This window comes from Duganella sp. 3397, assembly GCF_031456625.1.
Lineage (GTDB): Bacteria > Pseudomonadota > Gammaproteobacteria > Burkholderiales > Burkholderiaceae_D > Rugamonas > Rugamonas phyllosphaerae.
Genome location: NZ_JAVDVB010000001.1, coordinates 158727 through 179688, shown reverse-complemented (window position 1 = coordinate 179688; position 20962 = coordinate 158727). Strand labels below are relative to the sequence as shown.

The following is a 20962-nucleotide window of genomic DNA, read 5'->3' as shown; positions in this document are numbered from 1 at the left end:
CCGTGGCAGGGCCGCCTGGCGCGCTTAGCGGGTTTCCGCGAACAGTTCGCGGCCGATCAGCATGCGGCGAATTTCGCTGGTGCCGGCGCCAATTTCATACAGCTTGGCGTCGCGCCACAGGCGCCCGACCGGGTACTCGTTGATGTAGCCATTGCCGCCCAGTGCCTGGATCGCTTCGCCGGCCATCCACGTGGCCTTTTCGGCGCTGTACAGGATGGCGCCGGCGGCGTCCTTGCGCAGGTTGCGCACCGCTTCGGGCGTGGCGGCGCGGTCGCAGGCCTGGCCCACCGCGTAAACGTAGGCCTTGCAGGCCATCATGGTCGAGTACATGTCGGCCAGCTTGCCTTGCATCAGCTGGAACTCGCCGATGGCCTGGCCGAACTGGGTGCGCTCGTGGATGTACGGCACCACCGAATCCATGCAGGCCTGCATGATGCCGAGCGGGCCGCCGGAGAGCACGGTGCGCTCGAAATCGAGGCCTGACATCAGCACGTTGACGCCCTTGCCGACGCCGCCGAGCACATTTTCCAGCGGCACTTCGCAGTCCTCGAACACCAGTTCGCCCGTGTGCGAGCCGCGCATGCCGAGCTTGTCGAGCTTTTGCGCCACCGAGAAACCCTTGAAGGTTTTTTCGATCAGGAACGCGGTCATGCCGCGTGCGCCAGCCTCGAGGTCGTTCTTGGCGTAGACCACCAGCACGTCGGCATCTGGCCCGTTGGTGATCCACATCTTGGTGCCGTTGAGCACCCAGCGGTCGCCCTTGAGTTCGGCGCGCAGCTTCATGCTGACCACGTCGGAGCCGGCGTTCGGTTCGGACATGGCCAGCGCGCCGATGAATTCGCCCGAGACCAGCTTGGGCAGGTAACGCTGCTTTTGCTCTGCGGTGCCGTTGCGCTTGATCTGGTTGACGCACAGGTTGGAGTGGGCGCCGTACGACAGGCCGACCGAGGCCGAAGCGCGCGAGATTTCTTCCATCGCCACGATGTGGGCCAGGTAGCCCATGTTGGCGCCGCCGTATTCCTCGCCGACGGTCACGCCCAGCACCCCCAGGTCGCCGAGCTTGCGCCACAGGTCCATCGGGAACTGGTCGGAGCGGTCGATCTCGGCTGCGCGCGGCGCAATTTCGGCAGCGGCAAACTGCTGCACCGCTGCGCGCAGGGCGGCGATGTCCTCGCCGTGGTCAAAGGTCAGTCCGGGCAGATCGAGCATGTCTCTTCCTCATTGTTGTCATGGGCGGGAATCCGGTTCCCTGGAACATCCGATGATACTCTTGAGTGACGTTAACGTAAACGTCAACCGTAAACGTCAACCGTGCTCAGTCCAGCGCAGCCGGTTTGCCATCGGCAGCGGCGGCGATCAGGCGCCGGCATTCCTGTTCGTGGGCCGTGATCTCGGCCAAGGTCATTTCGATGTCTTCGCGCTGTTGTTCCAGATTTTCGCGGTGGCGCGCCAGTACGCCGAGAAAGTGATTCATCTGCACCGCCGTGTCTTTGGGTGTTTCGTACATGTCGACCAAGTCGCGGATTTCCGACAATGGCAAACCCAGGCGTTTGCCGCGCAAGGTAAGCTTGAGGCGGGTACGGTCGCGCGGCGTATACACGCGGTTGCGCCCGCCAGTGCCCTCGCGTAACGGGCTCAGCAGCCCCTGGTCTTCATAGAAGCGGATGGCGCGCGCCGTGATGTCGAATTCACGGGCCAGTTCGGTAATGGTATAGGTGGACATCGGCAAAATAATTGTTGGATTTCCGCTTACGTTAACGTTAGTGGCCATTGTAGCGCGGCAGCAGATGCTTGCGACATTTCTTGATTTATAACGCTCCACGGTTTAGTGTTCCATAGAAGCAAAAAACAAAATAAAATTTGCTCAGCCACCAGGGCCCTCCCGCTTTTGGCAGAGCCGATAACGTTAACTTTAGAACCACACAGCGTCACAAATCAAGCTCTGCTTCAAGAGACTGACTTTCATGACGCAACATGAAATAGTGCAACGATGAATTCCTCAAATGAACGCGAAAGCTTTAGCCAGCGCCTTCAGCAAGCGCTGAAGAATGCCCACTACTCCCCAGACAGCCCCACCCGGCTGGCGCGCGAGTTCAATATCCGCTTTGACGGGCGACCGATTACCGTCCACGCAGCCCGCAAGTGGCTCGTGGGCGAGGCGATACCGACCCAGGAGAAGCTGCGCATGATCGCCCAATGGCTGGGCGTGCCTGCGGAGTGGTTGCGCTTTGGCGGCGCCGAACACGGTACCCCGGAAGGCGACGGCGCCAACGGTGTCTCGCGCTTCGAGTCGGCTGACGTCAAGTTAATTGCCGATTTACAGCGCTTGGACGAACATCACAAGCAAATTGCCCGCGAATTTATTCGCATGCTGGTCCGGGTTAACTACCAAAAGTAATAAAGTTGCGCGGTTTTTGCAGTGGCGGAAAGGGCCATTTTTACTGTTGCCGCGTGAACCTTGTTTCATGACTTTTCCGCTTTTTGTTCGGAATCACGGTGGCGGGATTGATTCACGTCAACGCTACTTTTTTATTTGAAGTACGTTTGCGAATTGTCATGATCCAGAATTGGATTTCAGGCACAATAAGGCGTCAGCACCGCTGACTTGCAACGGCAAGTTGTCATCGACAGTTGTTGTCACAGACTTGCGGTTGCAGTCGTAGTGATTACTTGGAGTCCAGCCTTTGAGCAGCCATATGAAAAGTAACTACAGCAATGTCGCGCAGCTGAAGGAATTGATGACCGCCCCGCCCATGACGGCCGCCAAGCATGCCGAGGTCATGCGCAAGCGCATCGCCGACCGGCGCATGGTGGAAGAAGCCAGGGAACTGAAAAAAGCGGAAGACGGCCTGCATTTCGGCGCGCGCTAGGACCTCGGTGGCGCTGCCGGCCAGGTTGGCCTGGCAGCGTGGCAATGTTGCAGTGGTGTTTATTGGCCGGACGGCTTCATGCCATGCCAGCGCGGCGTCAGTGCGTGGTCGATGCCGAACAAGTCGATTACCCGCCCCACGGTGTGGTCCACCATCTCTTCGATCGATTGCGGCTTGTGATAAAAGCCGGGCAGGGGCGGGTAGATAATCCCGCCCATTTCCGTCACCGCCGTCATATTGCGCAGGTGCGCCAGGTTGAACGGCGTTTCCCGCACCATCAGCACCAGGCGCCGGCGCTCCTTGAGCACCACGTCGGCCGCGCGCGTAATCAAATTGTCCGACAGGCCGTGCGCCACCGACGCCAGCGTCTTCATCGAGCACGGCGCCACTACCATCCCATCCGACTGGAACGAACCGCTGGCAATCGAGGCGCCGATATCGCGTACCTTGTGCACCACGTGGGCAAACGCCTCCACGTCTCGTCGCTGCAAGCCGGTTTCCTGGTGCAAGGTCAGCACGGCGGCATCCGAGACCAGTACATGGGTCTCGACGCCGGCGGTGTGTTGCAAATGCTGCAGCAGTCGCACGCCATAGATGGCGCCGGTGGCGCCGGTGATGGCAACGATCAGCCGCAGCGGGCGATCAGCCATTCAACAGGGCTTTCAGTTCGCCCGACTCGAACATTTCGTTCATGATGTCCGAACCGCCGATGAATTCGCCCTTGACGTAGAGCTGGGGAATGGTTGGCCAGTTCGAGTAGTCCTTGATGCCCTGGCGAACTTCCGGATCTTCCAGCACATTGACGGTGGCAATGTTTTCAACGCCGCAAGATTTCAGGATCTGGATGGCACGGCCGGAAAAGCCGCACTGCGGGAACTGGGCGGTGCCCTTCATGAACAGCACCACCGGGGTGTTGCTCACGGTCTCTTTGATCCAGGTTTGTACGTCGCTCATAGCTGCCTCGGTAATGAAGTAAATAGATGGCGACATTTTATAAGAAATGCGCCGCACGCGTACTGCCACTTCGGGGTCAGTGCCGACAATTGGACACGTGCTCAGCATTTAGCGGCCGAGGCCGTGTCTGAATGTCGGCACTGACCCCGAAGCTCAACCCCGCAGCTTGGCAAACGCAGCAGCCATGCTGCCGCCGGCCGGTTGTTCGCGGGCGCTTTGCTTCTGGTGCTGGCCCATGCTCTTGCGGTCGTTGCGGTCGGCGCGCTGTTGTGGCTGGGCGCCTGGCTGCGGGGCGCTGTCGGTCAGGCGCATGGTCAGGGCGATGCGCTTGCGCTTTTCGTCCACTTCCAGCACTTTCACTTTCACCACCTGGCCGGCCTTGACCACCGTGTGCGGATCTTTCACGAAGGTGTTCGACAGCGCCGAGATATGCACCAGGCCGTCCTGGTGCACGCCGATGTCGACAAAAGCGCCGAAGGCGGCGACGTTGGTCACCACGCCCTCGAGGATCATGTCCGGGCGCAGGTCGCGGATTTCTTCCACGCCTTCCTTGAAGGTGGCAGTGGTAAATTCCGGCCGTGGATCGCGGCCCGGCTTTTCCAGCTCTTTTAAAATGTCGGTGATGGTCGGCACGCCGAACTTGTCGTCCGCGTACTTGGCCGGATTCAGTGATTTGATCAGTGCAGCTTCGCCGATCACGCCCTTGATGTCCTTCTTGATATCAGCCAGGATTTTTTCCACCAGCGGATACGATTCCGGGTGCACGGCCGAGGCGTCGAGCGGATTGTCGCCGCCGGTCACGCGCAAAAAGCCCGCCGCCAGCTCGAACGTTTTATCACCCAGGCGCGGTACCGATTTCAGCCCGCTGCGCGACGTAAACGCGCCCTTTGCATCGCGATAGGTGACGATGGCCTGCGCCACCGACGCCGACAGGCCCGACACCCGCGCCAGCAGCGGCGCCGATGCCGTATTCACGTCCACGCCCACGGCATTGACGCAATCCTCGACCACGGCGTCGAGCGTGCGCGCCAGCTGGGTTTGCGACACATCGTGCTGGTACTGGCCCACGCCGATCGATTTCGGATCGATCTTGACCAGTTCAGCCAGCGGATCCTGCAGGCGGCGGGCAATCGATACCGCGCCGCGCAGCGATACATCCATATCCGGCAACTCGCGCGACGCGAATTCGGACGCCGAGTACACCGACGCGCCCGCTTCCGAGACGACGATCTTGCTCATCTTTTGCTCTGGGAAGCGCTTGATCAAGTCCTGTGCCAATTTATCGGTCTCGCGCGAGGCGGTGCCGTTGCCGATCGAAATCAAGGAGACATTGTGCTTGGCGGCCAGCTTGCCCAGCGTGTGCAGCGAACCGTCCCAGTCGTTCCTGGGCTGGTGCGGATAGATCACGGCCGTATCGACCACCTTGCCGGTGGCATCGACCACCGCCACCTTGACGCCGGTGCGCAGGCCCGGGTCCAAGCCCATGGTGGCGTGCTGACCGGCGGGTGCTGCCAGCAACAAGGCTTTCAGGTTGGTAGCGAACACGTTGATGGCGTCGAGCTCGGATTTTTCGCGCAGCGCGCCCATCAATTCAGTATCGAGGTGCATGAAACTTTTTACGCGCCAGGTCCAGCGCGCCGTGTCGGCCAGCCACTTGTCAGCCGGGCGACCCTGCTGCCGGATGCCGAAGCGCGCGGCGATGCGGCTCTCGCACGGATTGTGCGGCGCGTCCCATTTCGGTTTTTCCGGTTCGCTGTCGAGGCGCAGCGCCACGTCGAGGATGCCCTCGCGGCGGCCGCGCATCAGCGCCAGCGCGCGGTGCGAAGGAACGTTGGCGAGGGGTTCGGAATAATCAAAATAATCGGCGAACTTTTCGCCTTCGTCTTGTTTTCCTTCAATGACTTTCGACTGGACAATGCCATGCTCCTGTACGTATTCGCGCAGCGATTGCAGCAAGGTTGCATCTTCGGCAAAGCGTTCCATCAGGATCTGGCGCGCGCCATCGAGCGCTGCCTTGGTGTCGGCCACGCCCGGGTTGTTGCCGTCGGTGGATGTAAAGGCCTCGCGCAGGTAGTTGGCGGCCTCGGTTTCCGGGTTCAGGTCCGGGTTGCCCAGCAGGCCGTCGGCCAGCGGCGCCAGGCCCGCTTCGATGGCGATCTGGGCCTTGGTGCGGCGTTTTTGTTTGTACGGAAGATACAAATCTTCGAGGCGGGTCTTGTCTTCGGCGTGCATGACTGCATCTAGCAAGACCGGCGTCATCTTGTTCTGTTCGGTAATAGATGCCACGATAGCGGCGCGCCGGTCTTCCAGCTCGCGCAGGTAGCGCAGGCGTTCTTCCAGGAGGCGCAGCTGGATGTCGTCGAGGCCGCCCGTTGCTTCCTTGCGATAACGCGCGATGAACGGCACGGTGGCGCCTTCGTCGAGCAGGGCGATGGCGGCGGCAACCTGGGCCGGTTTGGCAGCAAGTTCGAGGGCGAGGCGTTGTTCGATGGAAGGCAACATGAGAGGGCATCCTAAGCAGTCAAGCCCGGAATCATACGCAATCTTGGCGAATCTGCCAGTCTTGACAGCGGAAACGGACTGTGTGCGCGCGGATGTGTGCCGAATGCGTGCGGAAACACCGATTGAATGGCGGCTTTTCGATAGAATCCGCAAACACGAACGCGTGTATGGCGGATAATATCGCCTGTTGCCGATTTTGAACCATCTTTGAACAACAATGCGACCCATGGATTTTACCCGCGACGACGCTTCCGAAGTAAAAGCTGCCCCCTCGGCACCGGCTGCACCCCCGCGCCTGACGCCCCCTGCGAATCAACTCTCGTATGCTGTCGCCACGTGGCTGCAGCGGGTGGACGCCGCAGCGCATCCCAAGGCCAAGCTCACGCCGCCGCCGGTTGACGCCGACCCCAAGCAAACCCAGTACCGCCTGATCTACGTGCTCGCGCCCACCAGCGGTGGCCGTCACGTGGCGCTGTGCCTGTACAAGGCGCGGTTGCGGTCCAATGGCGACGTCGCGGCTGCCACGCCGGTCAGTGAAATTTTCTCGCTGCTGTCGGCGCCGCCCAACTTCCTGGTCGCGGGCGACGAGGACCTGGTGCGCTTTTTCGTGGCGATGCGCAGCGGGCAAAATTCGCAGACCGGTTCGGCCACCGAACCACGCGGCAAGATCGGCGCGGCGCTGCTGCAAATGCTGGCCGAGCAGGATAAACTGTTGTGGGCCAACTCCTGGGCCGACGTCGGTAACGGCCTGGTCTATCCACTGAAGGGCGGCGTGCTGCGCGAAGCCAACCTGGCCTGGCGCGAAGAGGGCAAAGGATTACGCTTGGGCTGGGCCGTGCAGCCGGCGCCGGGCGCGCGCCATGCGGGGCAAGCCGGCGCCGACCAGGTCGACTACATGTTGCCCACCGATCCACCGTGGTATATCGACAACCTGTCGTGCGGCGTGCTGCAACTGAACCAGGGCGGCGCCGCGATCCCGCTGGCCGACCTGCAGGCGCTGGTGGCGCAAGCGCCGCTGCTGACCAACCACGACAAGATGCGCGTCTCGCAATTGCTGCTGGCCCACGGCTTGCAGCAGTTGATGCCGCTGCCGCAACCGCTGCCGCAGCGCCTGCGCGACGACGTCAAGCCACGCCCGGTGCTCACGCTCGACGCCGCCATGCTGGCCGACGGTTCGCTGCAGCGCTGGCACGACTTTGCCGTGCTGTCGTTCGACTACGACGGCGAACGGGTGTCGTTCGATCCGTCGCAGCGCGTGGTGCGCCAGAAGGGTGACGTTACCGAAATCATCGAGCGCGATGTGGCGGCCGAAGCCTCTGCCTTGGCCCTGCTGTCCGAGCGCACATTTACTGCCCCGACCACGCTGCCGCTCAGCAGCCTCAAGGGCGGTTTGCTGCTGCCCAACCAGGCCGCCTGGATCCGCTTTGCCCGCGAGGGCATTGCCGAATTGAAAGAAGCGGGCTGGAAACTGGAAAAGACCGCCAAGTACCGCTACGACCTGCGCGACGCCGGCGCCTGGTACGCCGACGTCACGGCTGACGAAGCCGACGGCGGCAACACCTGGTTCAACCTCGAGCTCGGCATCCTGGTGGACCAGGAACGGGTGCCGCTGCTGCCGGTGCTGGTGCAACTGATCCGCAGCGCGCCGCTCGACTTCACCCCCAAGGCCATCGCCCACCACGGCGACGACGACCAGATGCTGGCCACCTTGCCGGACGGCTCACGGGTGGCGCTGCCGTGGGCGCGCATCAAGCCCATCCTGGGCACCCTGGGCGAGTTGTATTTCAACGACAAGATCAAGACCTCGCTGCGCATGGCCACCCTCGACGCCGCCCGCCTCGACGAACTGTCCCGCAACGTCGAGATGCAATGGACCGGCGGCGAAGAGCTGCGCGACATGGGCTCACGCTTGAACCAGTTCGGCGCCGTCAAGCGCATCGCCACCCCGGCCGGCCTGCGAGCCACCCTGCGCGACTATCAAACCGATGGTTTGTCGTGGATGCAGTTCCTTCGCGAATACAACTTCGGCGGCATCCTGGCCGATGACATGGGCCTCGGTAAAACCGTGCAAACGCTGGCCCACATCCTGGTGGAAAAGGAAGCCGGGCGCCTGACCGCACCGGCCTTGGTGATCGCCCCGACCAGCCTGATGGGCAACTGGCAGGAAGAGGCGGCGCGGTTCGCTCCCGACCTGAAAGTGCTGCTGTTGCAAGGCAAGGACCGCATGGCGCAGTTCGACCAGATCGACGGCGCCGACCTGGTGCTCACCACGTATGCGCTGTTGCCGCGCGACGAGGAAAAATTGCGCGAGCACGATTTCCACCTGGTGATCCTGGACGAATCGCATTACATCAAGAACACCCGCAGCAAGGCGGCCCAGAGCGCCGGCCTGCTGCGCGCGCGTCACCGCCTGTGCCTGTCGGGCACGCCGCTGGAAAACCACCTCGGCGAACTGTGGTCGCAATTCCACTTCCTGCTGCCGGGCCTGCTCGGTGACGAGAAGGGGTTCAATACCGTGTTCCGCCATCCGATCGAACGCCAGGACGATCCGCTGCGCCGCTCGCTGCTCAATCGCCGCATCAAGCCGTTCCTGCTGCGCCGGACCAAGGACAACGTGGCCAAGGAACTGCCGCCGAAGACCGAGATGGTGCGCCGCGTGGAACTGACCGGCGCCCAGCGCGACCTGTACGAAACCGTGCGCCTTGCCATGGACCAGAAAGTGCGCGACGAAATCGACCGCAAGGGCGTGGCGCGCAGCCAGATCGTCATTCTCGAAGCGCTGCTCAAGCTGCGCCAAGTGTGCTGCGATCCACGGCTGGTGAAATCGCTGTCGTCGAAAAAACAGACGGCCGGCTCGGCCAAGCTGATCGACCTGATGCAAATGGTTGAAGACTTGCTGGAAGAAAAGCGTAAGATCCTTGTATTCTCGCAATTTACCAGCATGCTGGAACTGATCGAACAGGAACTCGAAGCGCGCGACATTCCGTACGCGCTGCTCACCGGCGACACCAAGGACCGCAGCGCGCAAGTGGCGGCGTTCCAGCAGGGCGCGGTGCCGATTTTCCTGATCAGCCTGAAGGCGGGCGGCGTGGGCCTGAACCTGACTGCGGCCGACACCGTGATCCACTACGATCCATGGTGGAACCCGGCAGCGGAAAACCAGGCCACCGACCGCGCCTGGCGCATCGGCCAGGACAAGCCGGTGTTCGTGTATAAACTGATCGCCAAGGGCACGCTGGAAGAAAAGATCCAGATCCTGCAACAGAAAAAATCGGATCTCGCGCAATCGATCCTGGCAGAAGGGGAGTCGCAAAAAATGGCACTCACGCAAGAAGACCTGCAACAAATCTTCGCCCCGCTGGTCGAGTAATCGATCATGGCGACCGTGGCTGAGTTGGAAAGTGCGCTGCGCCAGTCGCAGCAGGAGGCAGCGCGCTACCGCCAGCTGCTCGACCACAGTGGCGAAGTGAGCTGGATGATCGACTGCGCCAGCGGCGAACTCGAATGGCTGAGCCATGCCGCCGAAACCCAGTTCGGCTACACGCTGGACACCGCCCGGGCCCTGGCCTGGGACCTGGCGCAGGAACTGGCGCCCCGGCTCGACCGCTACGAATCCGGCGACCTCAGCCGCCGCCGCCTGGTGCGCGAAACCAAACTGCCCCATGCCGACGGCCACACCGTGCCGGTGGAAATCGAATCGACGCTGATGCTGGACGCCGACGGCGTGCCGGTCTCGGTACTGGGCGTGGTGCGCGATTTGACCGAGCGGCGCGCGCTGGCCGACCAGCAGAAAAAATTCGCCTCGATGCTGTCGCACGAGTTCCGCACGCCGCTGTCCACCATCGACGGCGCCGTCCAGCGCCTGGAAATGACCGGCACCCACCACGACGAAGGCACGCGCAAGCGCTACCGCAAGATCCAGGCGGCGGTGGACCGCATGCTGGCCATGCTCGACGAGTACCTGTCGCCCGAGCGCATGGCCAGCATCGGCCGCGCCCGCCAACCGGACGAGATTTCGCCGGCCAACCTGCTCGAAGCGACTGCCGAAGTGGCGCGTACGCGCCGCGCCCGGGTGGATTTGCACATCGAAGCGCTGCCGCAGTGGATGCGGTGCGACCCGGCCGGCATTCGCCTGTGCCTGGAGATCCTGCTCGACAATGCCATTAAATACACGCCGGCCGACGCGCCGCTGGAACTGACCGGCAAGATGGCAGTCGAAGGCGGCGTCGAATTCCTGGTGCGCGACCACGGCGCCGGCGTGCTGGAAGCTGAACTGGAGACCATCTTCGGCCGTGGCACCCGTGGCAGCAATGCCGCCGGTGTCGCCGGTTCCGGCCTGGGGCTGTACATGGCGCGGTCGATCGCCGATGTCCACGGAGGCACCATTACGGTCAGAAATGTTTCTGAAAGCGGCGCGGAATTTCGCTTTTGGCTGCCGGTGACGGCCAAGCCGGGGAAAAGCCTTGCGCGAGTGGGTAGCAACAGTGATAATCCCCCGATGTAGGTGACGGGCTCGCGGCCCGCTGATGCTCTACTGAATAGCAAGTTTACACTGGGCAGTTTGTCCGTAAAACATCGAATGGCGCATCAATGACGCAAATACTGATCGTGGAAGACAATCTGGACTACGCCGAGGAAATGGCGGAGTTCCTGACTGAACTTCAACACGAGGTGCACATCACCAATAACGCCAGCGATATGTGGACCGCACTGAGCCACGGCAACGTGGGCGTGGTCGTACTCGATCTCGGCCTCCCCGACGAAGACGGTTTTAACGTCATCCCGCGCATGCGCCAGCTGTATCCGCAGATCGGTTTGCTGGTCCTGACCGGGCGCGTGGCGTTCGACAACCGCATCCTCGGCCTGCGCCTGGGCGCCGACCATTATCTGACCAAGCCGATCAAGTTCCCGGAGCTGGCCGCCCACATCGAGGCGCTCGACCGCCGCGTGGGACCGCAGGAAACTGCACCGACACCGAGCAAGTGGACCCTGAAAGTGAGCGCCCGCCAACTGGAACTGCAAGGCACGGCGATCACGCTGACCGAAAAGGAATGCAACTTCCTGCACCTGCTCACGATTAACACCCGGCCCGTGCCGCGCCAGGTGATCGTGGCCGGCATCGGCGGCGACGATCCCGACGCCGGGCGCCGGGTGGACATGCTGGTGTACCGCCTGCGCAAGAAGGCCCGCACCGGCCTGGGCCAGGACCTGCCGCTGCGCAGCGCCTACGGCGAGGGTTACAGCCTCTCCGCCAGTTTCAATTTGTCCTGACTTTGAAATAAATAAAGGCAGGGCGGAAGCAGATTTGCCCATTCGCTCGATTTTACAGGGCCACAGTGGTATCTTGCTTCGTCAGCTTTAGCTCCGTCATTCCCGCGCAGGCGGGAATCCAGTTTTCGGGCGCCGACGCCACGCATGCGAATTAGATTCCCGCCTTCGCGGGAATGACGATGCAGCGTCGCGTGGCCAAATTTTACGCAATGATCATGGCCCGCTTGCCCCGCCTCATCGTTCCCCACCAGCCGCACCACGTCATCCAGACCGGCAACAACGAACAACCGGTGTTCCACGACGATGACGACTACCTGGCTTTTCTCGGCTGGCTGCGCGCAGCCGCCAAGACCTACAAGGTGCAGGTCCACGCCTATGTACTGATGCCCAACCACCTGCATTTGCTGGTCACGCCCACCGATGAGGAGGGCTTGGGCCAGATGATGCAGTGGGTGGGCCGCTACTACGTGCCGTACTTCAACCAGAAATACAGCCGCAGCGGTACCTTGTGGAACGGACGCTACAAGACCTCGTTGATCGACGCCGATGCCTATTTCATGTTGTGCAGCCGGTACATCGAATCGAACCCGGTCCGGAGCGGCCTGGCGGTGCGCCACGAGGACTACCGCTGGTCGAGCTATTGTCACCACGCCGGCATCCGCCCGGACGGGCTGATCATCGATCATCCGAAGTTCTGGGAGCTGGGCAACACGCCGTTCGAGCGCGAGGCTGCCTACGTTGCCTTGTTCGAACTGGTGATCTCCAGCGACGATATCACCCGCATCAGCAATGCCCTGCTCAAGGGCTGGCCGCTGGGCTCGGACCAGTTCAAGACTGTTTTGCAAAACAAGGTCAAGCGCCGGGTGCTACCCGCCAAGCGCGGACGGCCATTCAAGATCAAGCAAGAAAACGCATAAATCCGTCAAAGCCGCCGCAGTATATTTCGCTGCTGCGGCTTTTTTCGCACCCAAACCACTCTGTCCCTAATAAAAAATTCTAGGCATATTCAATATTTTAATTCGACTCCGACCCTAATTATTGTCATTGTTTTTTGTGTGGGATTGTTCTACTCTCCATTCTCATAGCCAATCTGCCAGTGGAGAGCACCATGAAAGCCCAAGGTCTGTACGATCCATCCAATGAACACGATGCCTGCGGCGTCGGATTCGTCGCCCACATCAAGGGTAACAAGAGTCACTCCATCGTCGAGCAGGGCCTGATGATCCTGAAAAACATCGACCACCGCGGTGCGGTCGGGGCCGACCCGCTGATGGGCGACGGCGCCGGCATCCTGATCCAGATCCCGGACCAGTACTACCGCGACGAGATGGCCAAGCAGGGCGTGGAACTGCCGCCTCCGGGCGAGTACGGCGTGGGCATGGTGTTCCTGCCGAAGGAAAACGCCTCGCGCATCGCTTGCGAACAGGAAATCGAGCGCGCAGTGCGCGCCGAAGGCCAGGTCTTGCTGGGCTGGCGCAACGTGCCGGTCGATATCGACATGCCGATGTCGCCGACCGTGCGTGATAAAGAGCCGGTGATCCGCCAGATCTTCATCGGCCGTGGCGCCGACATCATGGTCACCGACGCGCTCGAGCGCAAACTGTACGTGATCCGCAAATCGTCGGGCCACGCGATCCAGGCGCTGAACCTGATCCACGGTAAGGAATTCTTCGTCACCTCGATGTCGGCCCGTACCATCGTGTACAAGGGCTTGCTGCTGGCCGACCAGGTGGGCGTGTACTATAAAGACCTGCAGGATGCGCGTTGCGTGTCCGCGCTGGCGCTGGTGCACCAGCGTTTCTCCACCAACACCTTCCCCGAGTGGCCGCTGGCCCACCCGTACCGCCTGATCGCCCACAACGGCGAGATCAACACCGTCAAGGGCAACTTCAACTGGATGCGCGCGCGCGAAGGCGTGATGAAGTCGGCCGTACTGGGCGACGACCTGCAGAAGCTGTTCCCGTTGATTTACGAAGGCCAGTCCGACACCGCCTGCTTCGACAACGCGCTCGAACTGCTGTTGATGGCAGGTTATCCACTGGCCCAGGCCATGATGATGATGATCCCGGAAGCGTGGGAAAATCACGGCACGATGGACGACAATCGCCGCGCGTTCTACGAATATCACGCCGCCATGATGGAACCGTGGGACGGCCCGGCCGCCATGGCCTTCACCGACGGCCGTTACATCGGCGGCACCCTGGACCGCAACGGTTTGCGTCCGGCCCGCTACATCGTCACCGACGACGACCTGGTGGTGATGGCGTCGGAATCGGGCGTGCTGCCGATTCCCGAGTCGAAGATCATCCAGAAATGGCGTTTGCAACCGGGCAAGATGTTCCTGATCGACCTCGAAGCGGGCCGCATCATCGACGACAAGGAACTGAAAGACACCTACGCCAACGCCAAGCCGTACAAGGCGTGGATCAACGCGGTGCGCATCAAGCTCAACGAAATCAAGCTCAGCGAAAGCCAGCTGGCGCACAACCGCGCCAAGTACGGTGCGGGCACGACCGTGACCGCTGCGCCGGCACAGGGCGAAAAAGCCGTGCCGTCTCTGCTGGACCGCCAGCAGGCATTCGGCTACACCCAGGAAGACCTGAAATTCCTGATGGCGCCGATGGCTGCCGCCGGCGAGGAAGCGACCGGTTCGATGGGCAACGACTCGCCGCTGGCGGTGATGTCCAACAAACTGAAGCCGTTATATAACTACTTCAAGCAGCTGTTCGCGCAGGTGACCAACCCGCCGATCGATCCGATCCGCGAAGCGATGGTGATGTCGCTGGTGTCGTTCATCGGTCCCAAGCCCAACCTGCTCGACACCAACAACGTCAACCCGCCGATGCGCCTCGAAGTGTCGCAGCCGATTCTGGGCTTCGACGACATGGAGCGCCTGCGCAACATCAGCCTGCACACGGGCGGCAAGTTCAAGTCCTACGAGCTGAGCATCTGCTACCCGCTGTCGTGGGGCAAGGAAGGCATCGAGGCCTGCCTGGCCTCGCTGTGCGCGGAAGCGGTCGATGCCGTCAAATCGGGCCACAACATCCTGGTGGTATCGGACCGCACCATCGGTCCGGACCGCGTGGCGATTCCCGCGCTGCTGGCAACGTCGACCATCCACCAGCACCTGGTGAGCAAGGGCTTGCGCGCGTCCACCGGCCTGGTGGTGGAGACCGGCTCGGCCCGTGAAACCCACCACTTCGCGCTGCTGGCCGGCTACGGCGCCGAAGCGATCCACCCGTACCTGGCGATGGAAACCCTGATCGAGCTGGCGCACGGCATGCCGGGCGACCTGTCGGGCGAAAAAGCGATCTACAACTTCACCAAGGCCGTGGGCAAGGGCTTGATGAAGGTGATGTCGAAGATGGGCATCTCCACTTATATGTCGTACTGCGGCGCGCAGATCTTCGAAGCGGTGGGCCTGAACAAGTCGCTGGTAAACAAGTACTTCAAGGGCACGTCGTCGAACGTGGAAGGCATCGGCGTGTTCGAAGTGGCGGAAGAAGCGCTGCGCCTGCATGCACTGGCCTTTGGCAACGATCCTGTGCTGGCCAACAACCTCGATGCGGGCGGCGAATACGCGTTCCGCGTGCGTGGCGAAGACCACCTGTGGACGCCGGACGCGATCGCCAAGCTGCAGCACTCGACGCGCGCCAACAACTTCTCGAGCTACAAGGAATACGCGCAAATCATCAACGACCAGAGCCGTCGTCACCTGACCCTGCGCGGCATGTTCGAGTTCAAGATCGATCCAAGCAAGGCGATTGCGCTCGACGAAGTGGAGCCGGCCAAGGAAATCGTCAAGCGCTTCGCGACCGGCGCCATGTCGATGGGTTCGATCTCGACCGAAGCGCACGCCACGCTGGCGGTGGCCATGAACCGCATCGGCGGCAAGAGCAACACCGGCGAAGGCGGCGAAGATCCATCGCGCTATACCCAGGAATTGAAAGGCATCAAGATCAAGCAGGGCGAGACCATGGCCTCGGTCATGGGCAAGGAACAGATGGTGGTGGACATCGCCTTGCAGGAAGGCGACTCGCTGCGTTCGCGCATCAAGCAGGTGGCGTCGGGCCGTTTCGGCGTGACTGCCGCTTACCTGAACTCGGCCGACCAGATCCAGATCAAGATGGCGCAAGGCGCCAAGCCGGGCGAGGGCGGCCAGCTGCCAGGCCATAAAGTGTCGGAATACATCGCCACCTTGCGCTTCTCGGTGCCGGGCGTGGGCCTGATTTCCCCGCCGCCGCACCACGACATCTACTCGATCGAAGACCTGGCGCAGCTGATCCACGATCTGAAAAACGCCAACCCGCGCGCCTCGATCTCGGTCAAGCTGGTCTCGGAAGTCGGTATCGGCACCGTCGCCGCCGGCGTCACGAAAGCCAAGGCCGACCACGTGGTGGTGGCCGGCCACGACGGCGGTACCGGTGCTTCGCCACTGTCGTCGGTGAAACACGCCGGCACGCCGTGGGAACTGGGCCTGGCGGAAACGCAGCAGACCCTGGTGCTGAACGGCTTGCGGTCGCGGATACGGGTGCAGGCCGATGGCCAGATGCGTACCGGCCGCGACGTGGTGATTGCCGCCATGCTCGGCGCCGACGAAATCGGCTTTGCCACGGCGCCGCTGGTGGTCGAAGGCTGCATCATGATGCGCAAATGCCACCTGAACACCTGCCCGGTGGGCGTGGCCACGCAAGACCCGGTCCTGCGCGCCAAGTTCTCGGGCAAGCCGGAATACGTGGTCAACTACTTCTTCTTCGTCGCCGAAGAAGCGCGTCAACTGATGGCGCAGCTGGGCATCCGCACCTACGACGAACTGATCGGCCGCGTCGACCTGCTCGACAAATCGAAAGCGATCTCGCACTGGAAGGCCAAGGGCCTGGACTTCACCAACATCTTCCACCAGCCGGAAGTGCAGAACGGTCAATCGATCTTCCACACCATGGACCAGGATCATGGCCTGGACAAGGCGCTCGATCACAAGCTGATTGCGCAAGCGAAGGGCGCGCTGGAAAAAGGCGAGCGCGTGTCGTTCATCTCGCCGGTGCGCAACGTCAACCGCACGGTCGGCACCATGCTGTCGGGCGAAGTGGCCAAGCGTTACGGCCACGCCGGCTTGCCGGACGACACCATCCACATCCAGCTGCAAGGCACGGCCGGCCAGTCGGCGTGCGCGTTCCTGGCGCACGGCATCACCATCGACCTGGTCGGTGAAGGTAATGACTACGTGGGCAAGGGCTTGTCGGGCGGCCGCATCATCGTGCGTCCGAACACCGAGTTCCGTGGCTGGGCGGTCAACAACATCATCGTCGGCAATACCGTGTTGTACGGCGCGATCAGCGGCGAAGCGTTCTTCAACGGCGTGGCCGGTGAGCGTTTCGCGGTGCGCAACTCGGGCGCCACGGCCATTGTCGAAGGCACCGGCGACCACGGTTGCGAATACATGACCGGCGGCACCGTGGTGGTGCTGGGCGCCACCGGCCGCAACTTTGCAGCCGGCATGTCGGGCGGTATCGCCTACGTGTACGACCCGGACGGCGACTTCGAATCGCGTTGCAACACGGCAATGGTGACCCTGGAGCGCGTGCTGAGCAGCAAGGAACAGTCGGCCGACACGGCGACCTACCACGTGCTGCACAAGGACCTGGGCCGCGAGTCGGACGAAGCGATCCTGAAGCGCTTGATCGAGCGCCACTTCAAGCACACCGGCAGCACCCGTGCCCGCCTGTTGCTCGACAACTGGGCCGACAGCCGCAGCAAGTTCGTCAAGGTATTCCCGAGCGAATACAAGCGCGTGCTGGCCGAGATGGCGGAAGACGTGGCGAACGCGACGGCGGTGGTGCAGCCGGTGGCAGCTTAAACCGGTAGCCATTAATTTCGATAGCTCAACGGATCGTTAGCCGAAAAGTCGTCATCCCCGCAAAGGCGGGGATCCATAGAACGGTTGCTCAGCGCCAGCTTTCTATGGATTCCCGCCTGCGCGGGAATGACGGAGCGGCGGTTCCGGGGCACAACAGAATAAAGAGGATTTAATCGTGGGTAAAATCACCGGTTTCATGGAATTCCAGCGTCAGGAAGAAGGCTATCTGCCAGCTGCGACGCGTTTGAAAAACTACGCCGAGTTCGTCATTCCCCTGACCAACGAGCAAGCCAAGGTGCAGGGCGCGCGCTGCATGGATTGCGGCATCCCGTTCTGCAACAACGGCTGCCCGGTCAACAACATCATCCCCGACTGGAATGACCTGGTCTATCGCGGCAACTACCGTGAAGCGCTGGACACGCTGCATTCGACCAACAACTTCCCCGAGTTCACCGGCCGCATCTGCCCGGCGCCGTGCGAATCGGCCTGTACCCTGGGCATCAGCGAAGATCCGGTCGGCATCAAGTCGATCGAGCACAAGATCATCGACGAAGGCTGGGAACACGGCTGGGTCGTGCCGCTGCCTGCGGCGCACCAGACCGGCAAGAAGGTTGCCGTCGTCGGTTCCGGTCCTGCCGGCCTGGCTGCTGCCCAGCAGCTGGCGCGTGCCGGCCACGCGGTCACCGTGTTCGAAAAATCGGACCGCGCCGGCGGCCTGCTGCGTTATGGCATCCCGGACTTCAAGATGGAAAAGTCGCACATCGACCGCCGCATCAAGCAGATGGAGGCCGAAGGCGTGGTGTTCCGCACCAGCGTGTTGATCGGCAAGGATTTCCCGGCCAACGTCAACAACTGGGCCAAGGAAACCATTTTCCCTGAAGACCTGGAAAAAGAATTCGACGCCGTGGTCCTGGCCGGCGGTGCCGAGCAGCCGCGCGACCTGCCGGTGCCGGGCCGAGAGCTCAAGGGCGTGCATTTCGCCATGGACTTCCTGCCCCAGCAAAACAAGATCAATGCCGGTGACAAGGTCAAGGATCAGATCAAGGCTACCGGCAAGCACGTGGTCGTGATCGGCGGCGGCGATACCGGTTCCGACTGCGTCGGCACCTCGAACCGCCAGGGCGCCGCCTCGGTCACCCAGTTCGAACTGATGCCGATGCCGCCGGAGCAGGAAAACAAGCCGCTGGTCTGGCCGTACTGGCCGACCAAGCTGCGTACTTCGTCGTCGCACGACGAAGGTTGCGAGCGCGACTGGGCCGTGGCCACCAAGCGCCTCGAAGGCAAGGGCGGCAAGGTCGAGCGCCTGATCGCCTGCCGCGTCGAGTGGAAAGACGGCAAGATGGCCGAAGTGCCGAACTCGGAATTCGAGATGAAGTCCGACCTGGTGTTCCTGGCCATGGGTTTTGTCTCGCCGGTCGCCAATATCCTCGACGCCTTCGGCGTGGAAAAAGATGCACGCGGCAACGCCAAGGCCACCACCGACGGCGAAGGCTGTTACAAGACGTCGTCGGCCAAGGTATTTGCTGCAGGCGACGTGCGCCGCGGCCAGTCGCTGGTGGTGTGGGCGATCCGCGAAGGCCGCCAGTGCGCGCGCGCAGTCGATGAATTCCTGATGGGCAGCTCCGAACTGCCACGCTGATCACGGCCGCAAGGCCTCGATTTCAACCCGGGAGCGGGCGGGCAATCCCCGTGCCTCCCGGTTTTTTTATAGCCGCCGATGATGCGCCGCACCATGTAACAAAGCATGCCTCATGTAAATTGCTGACTTTGGATTCAGTAGTGTTGTATTATCGGCGGTACATCGTCCGTCCCTTTGCGTCGAACGGAGGTGCTTCCAGCAAGGATTGACCTTTCTGCACTACAATACGGCATCAAAAAATAAAGAGTTCCGTCGTGTCCAATCTAGTCGAAATTCGCGATTTACATTTCTCGTATGGAAAGCGAGCCATCCTGTCCGGGCTGAGCATGGATTTCCCACGTGGAAAAGTGATCGCAGTCATGGGCGGTTCGGGTAGCGGCAAGACCACGGTGTTGCGCCTGATCGGTGGCCAGCTCATCCCGCGCAAGGGCCAGGTCAAGGTGCAAGGCCAAGTGGTGCACAAGCTCAATACCGCCGGCTTGTACCTTCTGCGCCGCAAGATGGGCATGCTGTTCCAGCATGGCGCGCTGTTTACCGACCTCACCGTGTACGAAAACGTCGCCTTCCCGTTGCGCGAGCACACCGACCTGCCGGAAGAACTGATCCGCAACCTGGTGCTGATGAAGCTGCACGCCGTGGGCCTGCGCAATGCCGCTGCCTTGAAGCCCGGAGAAATCTCCGGCGGCATGGCGCGCCGCGTGGCGCTGGCGCGCTCGATCGCGCTCGACCCCGAACTGATCATGTACGACGAGCCGTTTGCCGGCCTCGACCCGATCTCGATGGGCGTGACCGCCAACCTGATCCGCAATCTGAATACCGCCCTCGGTTCGACCTCGGTGCTGGTGTCGCACGACGTCAAGGAGTGCTTCGCGATTGCCGACTACGTGTATTTCCTGTCGCAGGGCAAAATCGTCGCGCACGGCACGCCGGCCGACATGATGGCCTCCACCGACCCGTATGTGCACCAGTTCGTCAACGCGGAAGCGGATGGACCGGTGCCGTTCCACTATCCCGGCAAATCCCTGGCCGACGACCTTGGCCTGGGAGTCAAAGCATGAGTGTAAGAAATTTGTTGTCGAAACTCGGCGCGCCGCTGCGCGATTTCGTCGAGGGCATCGGCTTCGCTGCGCGTACCTTTTTTGAAATCCTGCGCCTGTCGCCGGGCCTGATTTTCCGCCGGCCGCACCTGCTGGTCGAGCAGCTGCACTTCATTGGTAACTACTCGATGGTCATCATTACCCTGTCCGGCCTGTTCGTCGGCATGGTGCTGGGCTTGCAGGGTTACTACACGCTCAATAAGTACGGCGCCGAGCAATCGCTGGGCCTGCTGGTGGCACTCGGCCTGACGCGCGAACTGGGACCGGTGATCACCGCGCTGCTGTTTGCCGGCCGCGCCGGTACCTCGCTGACGGCCGAAATCGGCCTGATGAAGGCGGGTGAGCAACTGTCGGCCATGGAAATGATGGCAGTCAATCCGATCCAGCGCGTGCTGGCGCCGCGTTTCTGGGCCGGCGTGATCTCGGTGCCGCTGCTGGCGTCGGTATTCAGTGCAGTCGGCGTGATGGGCGGTTACCTGGTCGGCGTGCAGCTGATCGGCGTCGACGAGGGCGCTTTCTGGTCGCAGATGCAGGGCGGCGTGGACCTGTTCAAGGACGTGCTCAACGGCTTCGTCAAGAGCATCGTGTTCGGCGTGGCCATCACTTTCATCGCGCTGTACCAGGGTTACCAGGCGCGTCCGACCCCGGAAGACGTGGCCCGCGCCACCACCCGCACGGTCGTGATCTCGTCGCTGATGGTCTGGTGGCTGGACTTCATGTTGACGGCGCTGATGTTCAGCAAATAGTTGTAAGATAAAACGGAATTAAACGA

At 62.0% G+C, this 20962-nt stretch carries 15 protein-coding genes; 10 read left to right on the top strand and 5 right to left on the bottom strand.

Going from position 1 to position 20962, the window contains the following annotated elements; all coding sequences use genetic code 11:
- Positions 1–24: 24 nt before the first annotated feature.
- Together J2X54_RS00755 and J2X54_RS00750 are read right to left on the bottom strand one after the other, a co-directional pair.
- Complete coding sequence (locus tag J2X54_RS00755) at positions 25–1209, bottom strand: isovaleryl-CoA dehydrogenase (RefSeq protein ID WP_310176669.1); 1185 nt, start codon at positions 1207–1209, stop codon at positions 25–27.
- 106 nt (positions 1210–1315) lie between these two features.
- The gene (locus J2X54_RS00750; RefSeq protein ID WP_310176666.1) at positions 1316–1723 is read right to left on the bottom strand and encodes a MerR family DNA-binding transcriptional regulator; all 408 of its coding nucleotides are present in this window, start codon (positions 1721–1723) and stop codon (positions 1316–1318) included.
- Positions 1724–1990: 267 nt separating this feature from the next.
- Between J2X54_RS00750 and J2X54_RS00745 the strand changes: the two genes are divergently transcribed.
- Complete coding sequence (locus J2X54_RS00745) at positions 1991–2398, top strand: hypothetical protein (protein WP_070249904.1); 408 nt, start codon at positions 1991–1993, stop codon at positions 2396–2398.
- 298 nt (positions 2399–2696) lie between these two features.
- Positions 2697–2870 (top strand): hypothetical protein, encoded by a 174-nt coding sequence (locus J2X54_RS00740; RefSeq protein ID WP_310176663.1) that lies wholly within the window; start codon positions 2697–2699, stop codon positions 2868–2870.
- A 59-nt stretch (positions 2871–2929) separates the two neighbouring features.
- Here the strand turns inward: J2X54_RS00740 and J2X54_RS00735 are convergent, their stop codons facing one another.
- The 3 genes from J2X54_RS00735 to J2X54_RS00725 form a co-directional block, all read right to left on the bottom strand.
- Entirely contained in the window at positions 2930–3520 is a 591-nt protein-coding gene (locus tag J2X54_RS00735) for a UbiX family flavin prenyltransferase (RefSeq protein WP_070249902.1), read from the bottom strand.
- Positions 3513–3824 (bottom strand): Grx4 family monothiol glutaredoxin, encoded by a 312-nt coding sequence (gene grxD / locus J2X54_RS00730; protein WP_070249901.1) that lies wholly within the window; start codon positions 3822–3824, stop codon positions 3513–3515. The genes J2X54_RS00735 and grxD overlap by 8 nt, the downstream gene beginning before the upstream one ends.
- A gap of 153 nt (positions 3825–3977) precedes the next feature.
- Positions 3978–6326: a Tex family protein gene (locus J2X54_RS00725; RefSeq protein WP_310176659.1), complete on the bottom strand. Its 2349-nt coding sequence runs from the start codon at positions 6324–6326 to the stop codon at positions 3978–3980.
- 226 nt (positions 6327–6552) lie between these two features.
- Between J2X54_RS00725 and J2X54_RS00720 the strand changes: the two genes are divergently transcribed.
- The 8 genes from J2X54_RS00720 to mlaE all read left to right on the top strand — a co-directional run bounded on the left by J2X54_RS00720 (position 6553) and on the right by mlaE (position 20936).
- Complete coding sequence (locus tag J2X54_RS00720) at positions 6553–9696, top strand: DEAD/DEAH box helicase (RefSeq protein ID WP_310176656.1); 3144 nt, start codon at positions 6553–6555, stop codon at positions 9694–9696.
- Between the two features lie 6 nt (positions 9697–9702).
- On the top strand, positions 9703–10830 hold the full coding sequence (locus tag J2X54_RS00715) for a PAS domain-containing sensor histidine kinase (protein ID WP_310176653.1): 1128 nt from the start codon (positions 9703–9705) through the stop codon (positions 10828–10830).
- 86 nt (positions 10831–10916) lie between these two features.
- A complete protein-coding gene (locus J2X54_RS00710; RefSeq protein ID WP_070249897.1) occupies positions 10917–11597 on the top strand; it encodes a response regulator transcription factor in 681 nt (226 codons plus the stop codon).
- A gap of 215 nt (positions 11598–11812) precedes the next feature.
- Positions 11813–12514, top strand: coding sequence for a transposase (locus J2X54_RS00705; RefSeq protein ID WP_310176648.1), 702 nt, complete (start codon positions 11813–11815; stop codon positions 12512–12514).
- A gap of 191 nt (positions 12515–12705) precedes the next feature.
- Positions 12706–17454 carry a glutamate synthase-related protein gene (locus tag J2X54_RS00700; RefSeq protein WP_310176645.1) on the top strand — a complete coding sequence of 1583 codons (4749 nt, stop codon included), beginning with the start codon at positions 12706–12708 and terminating at the stop codon, positions 17452–17454.
- Positions 17455–17629: 175 nt separating this feature from the next.
- Positions 17630–19093, top strand: coding sequence for a glutamate synthase subunit beta (locus J2X54_RS00695; RefSeq protein WP_310176643.1), 1464 nt, complete (start codon positions 17630–17632; stop codon positions 19091–19093).
- Between the two features lie 254 nt (positions 19094–19347).
- Positions 19348–20151 carry an ABC transporter ATP-binding protein gene (locus tag J2X54_RS00690; RefSeq protein WP_071651670.1) on the top strand — a complete coding sequence of 268 codons (804 nt, stop codon included), beginning with the start codon at positions 19348–19350 and terminating at the stop codon, positions 20149–20151.
- Positions 20148–20936 carry a lipid asymmetry maintenance ABC transporter permease subunit MlaE gene (gene mlaE / locus J2X54_RS00685; protein ID WP_026637700.1) on the top strand — a complete coding sequence of 263 codons (789 nt, stop codon included), beginning with the start codon at positions 20148–20150 and terminating at the stop codon, positions 20934–20936. Before J2X54_RS00690 ends, mlaE begins: the two co-directional genes overlap by 4 nt.
- The last annotated feature ends 26 nt before the right edge of the window (positions 20937–20962 follow it).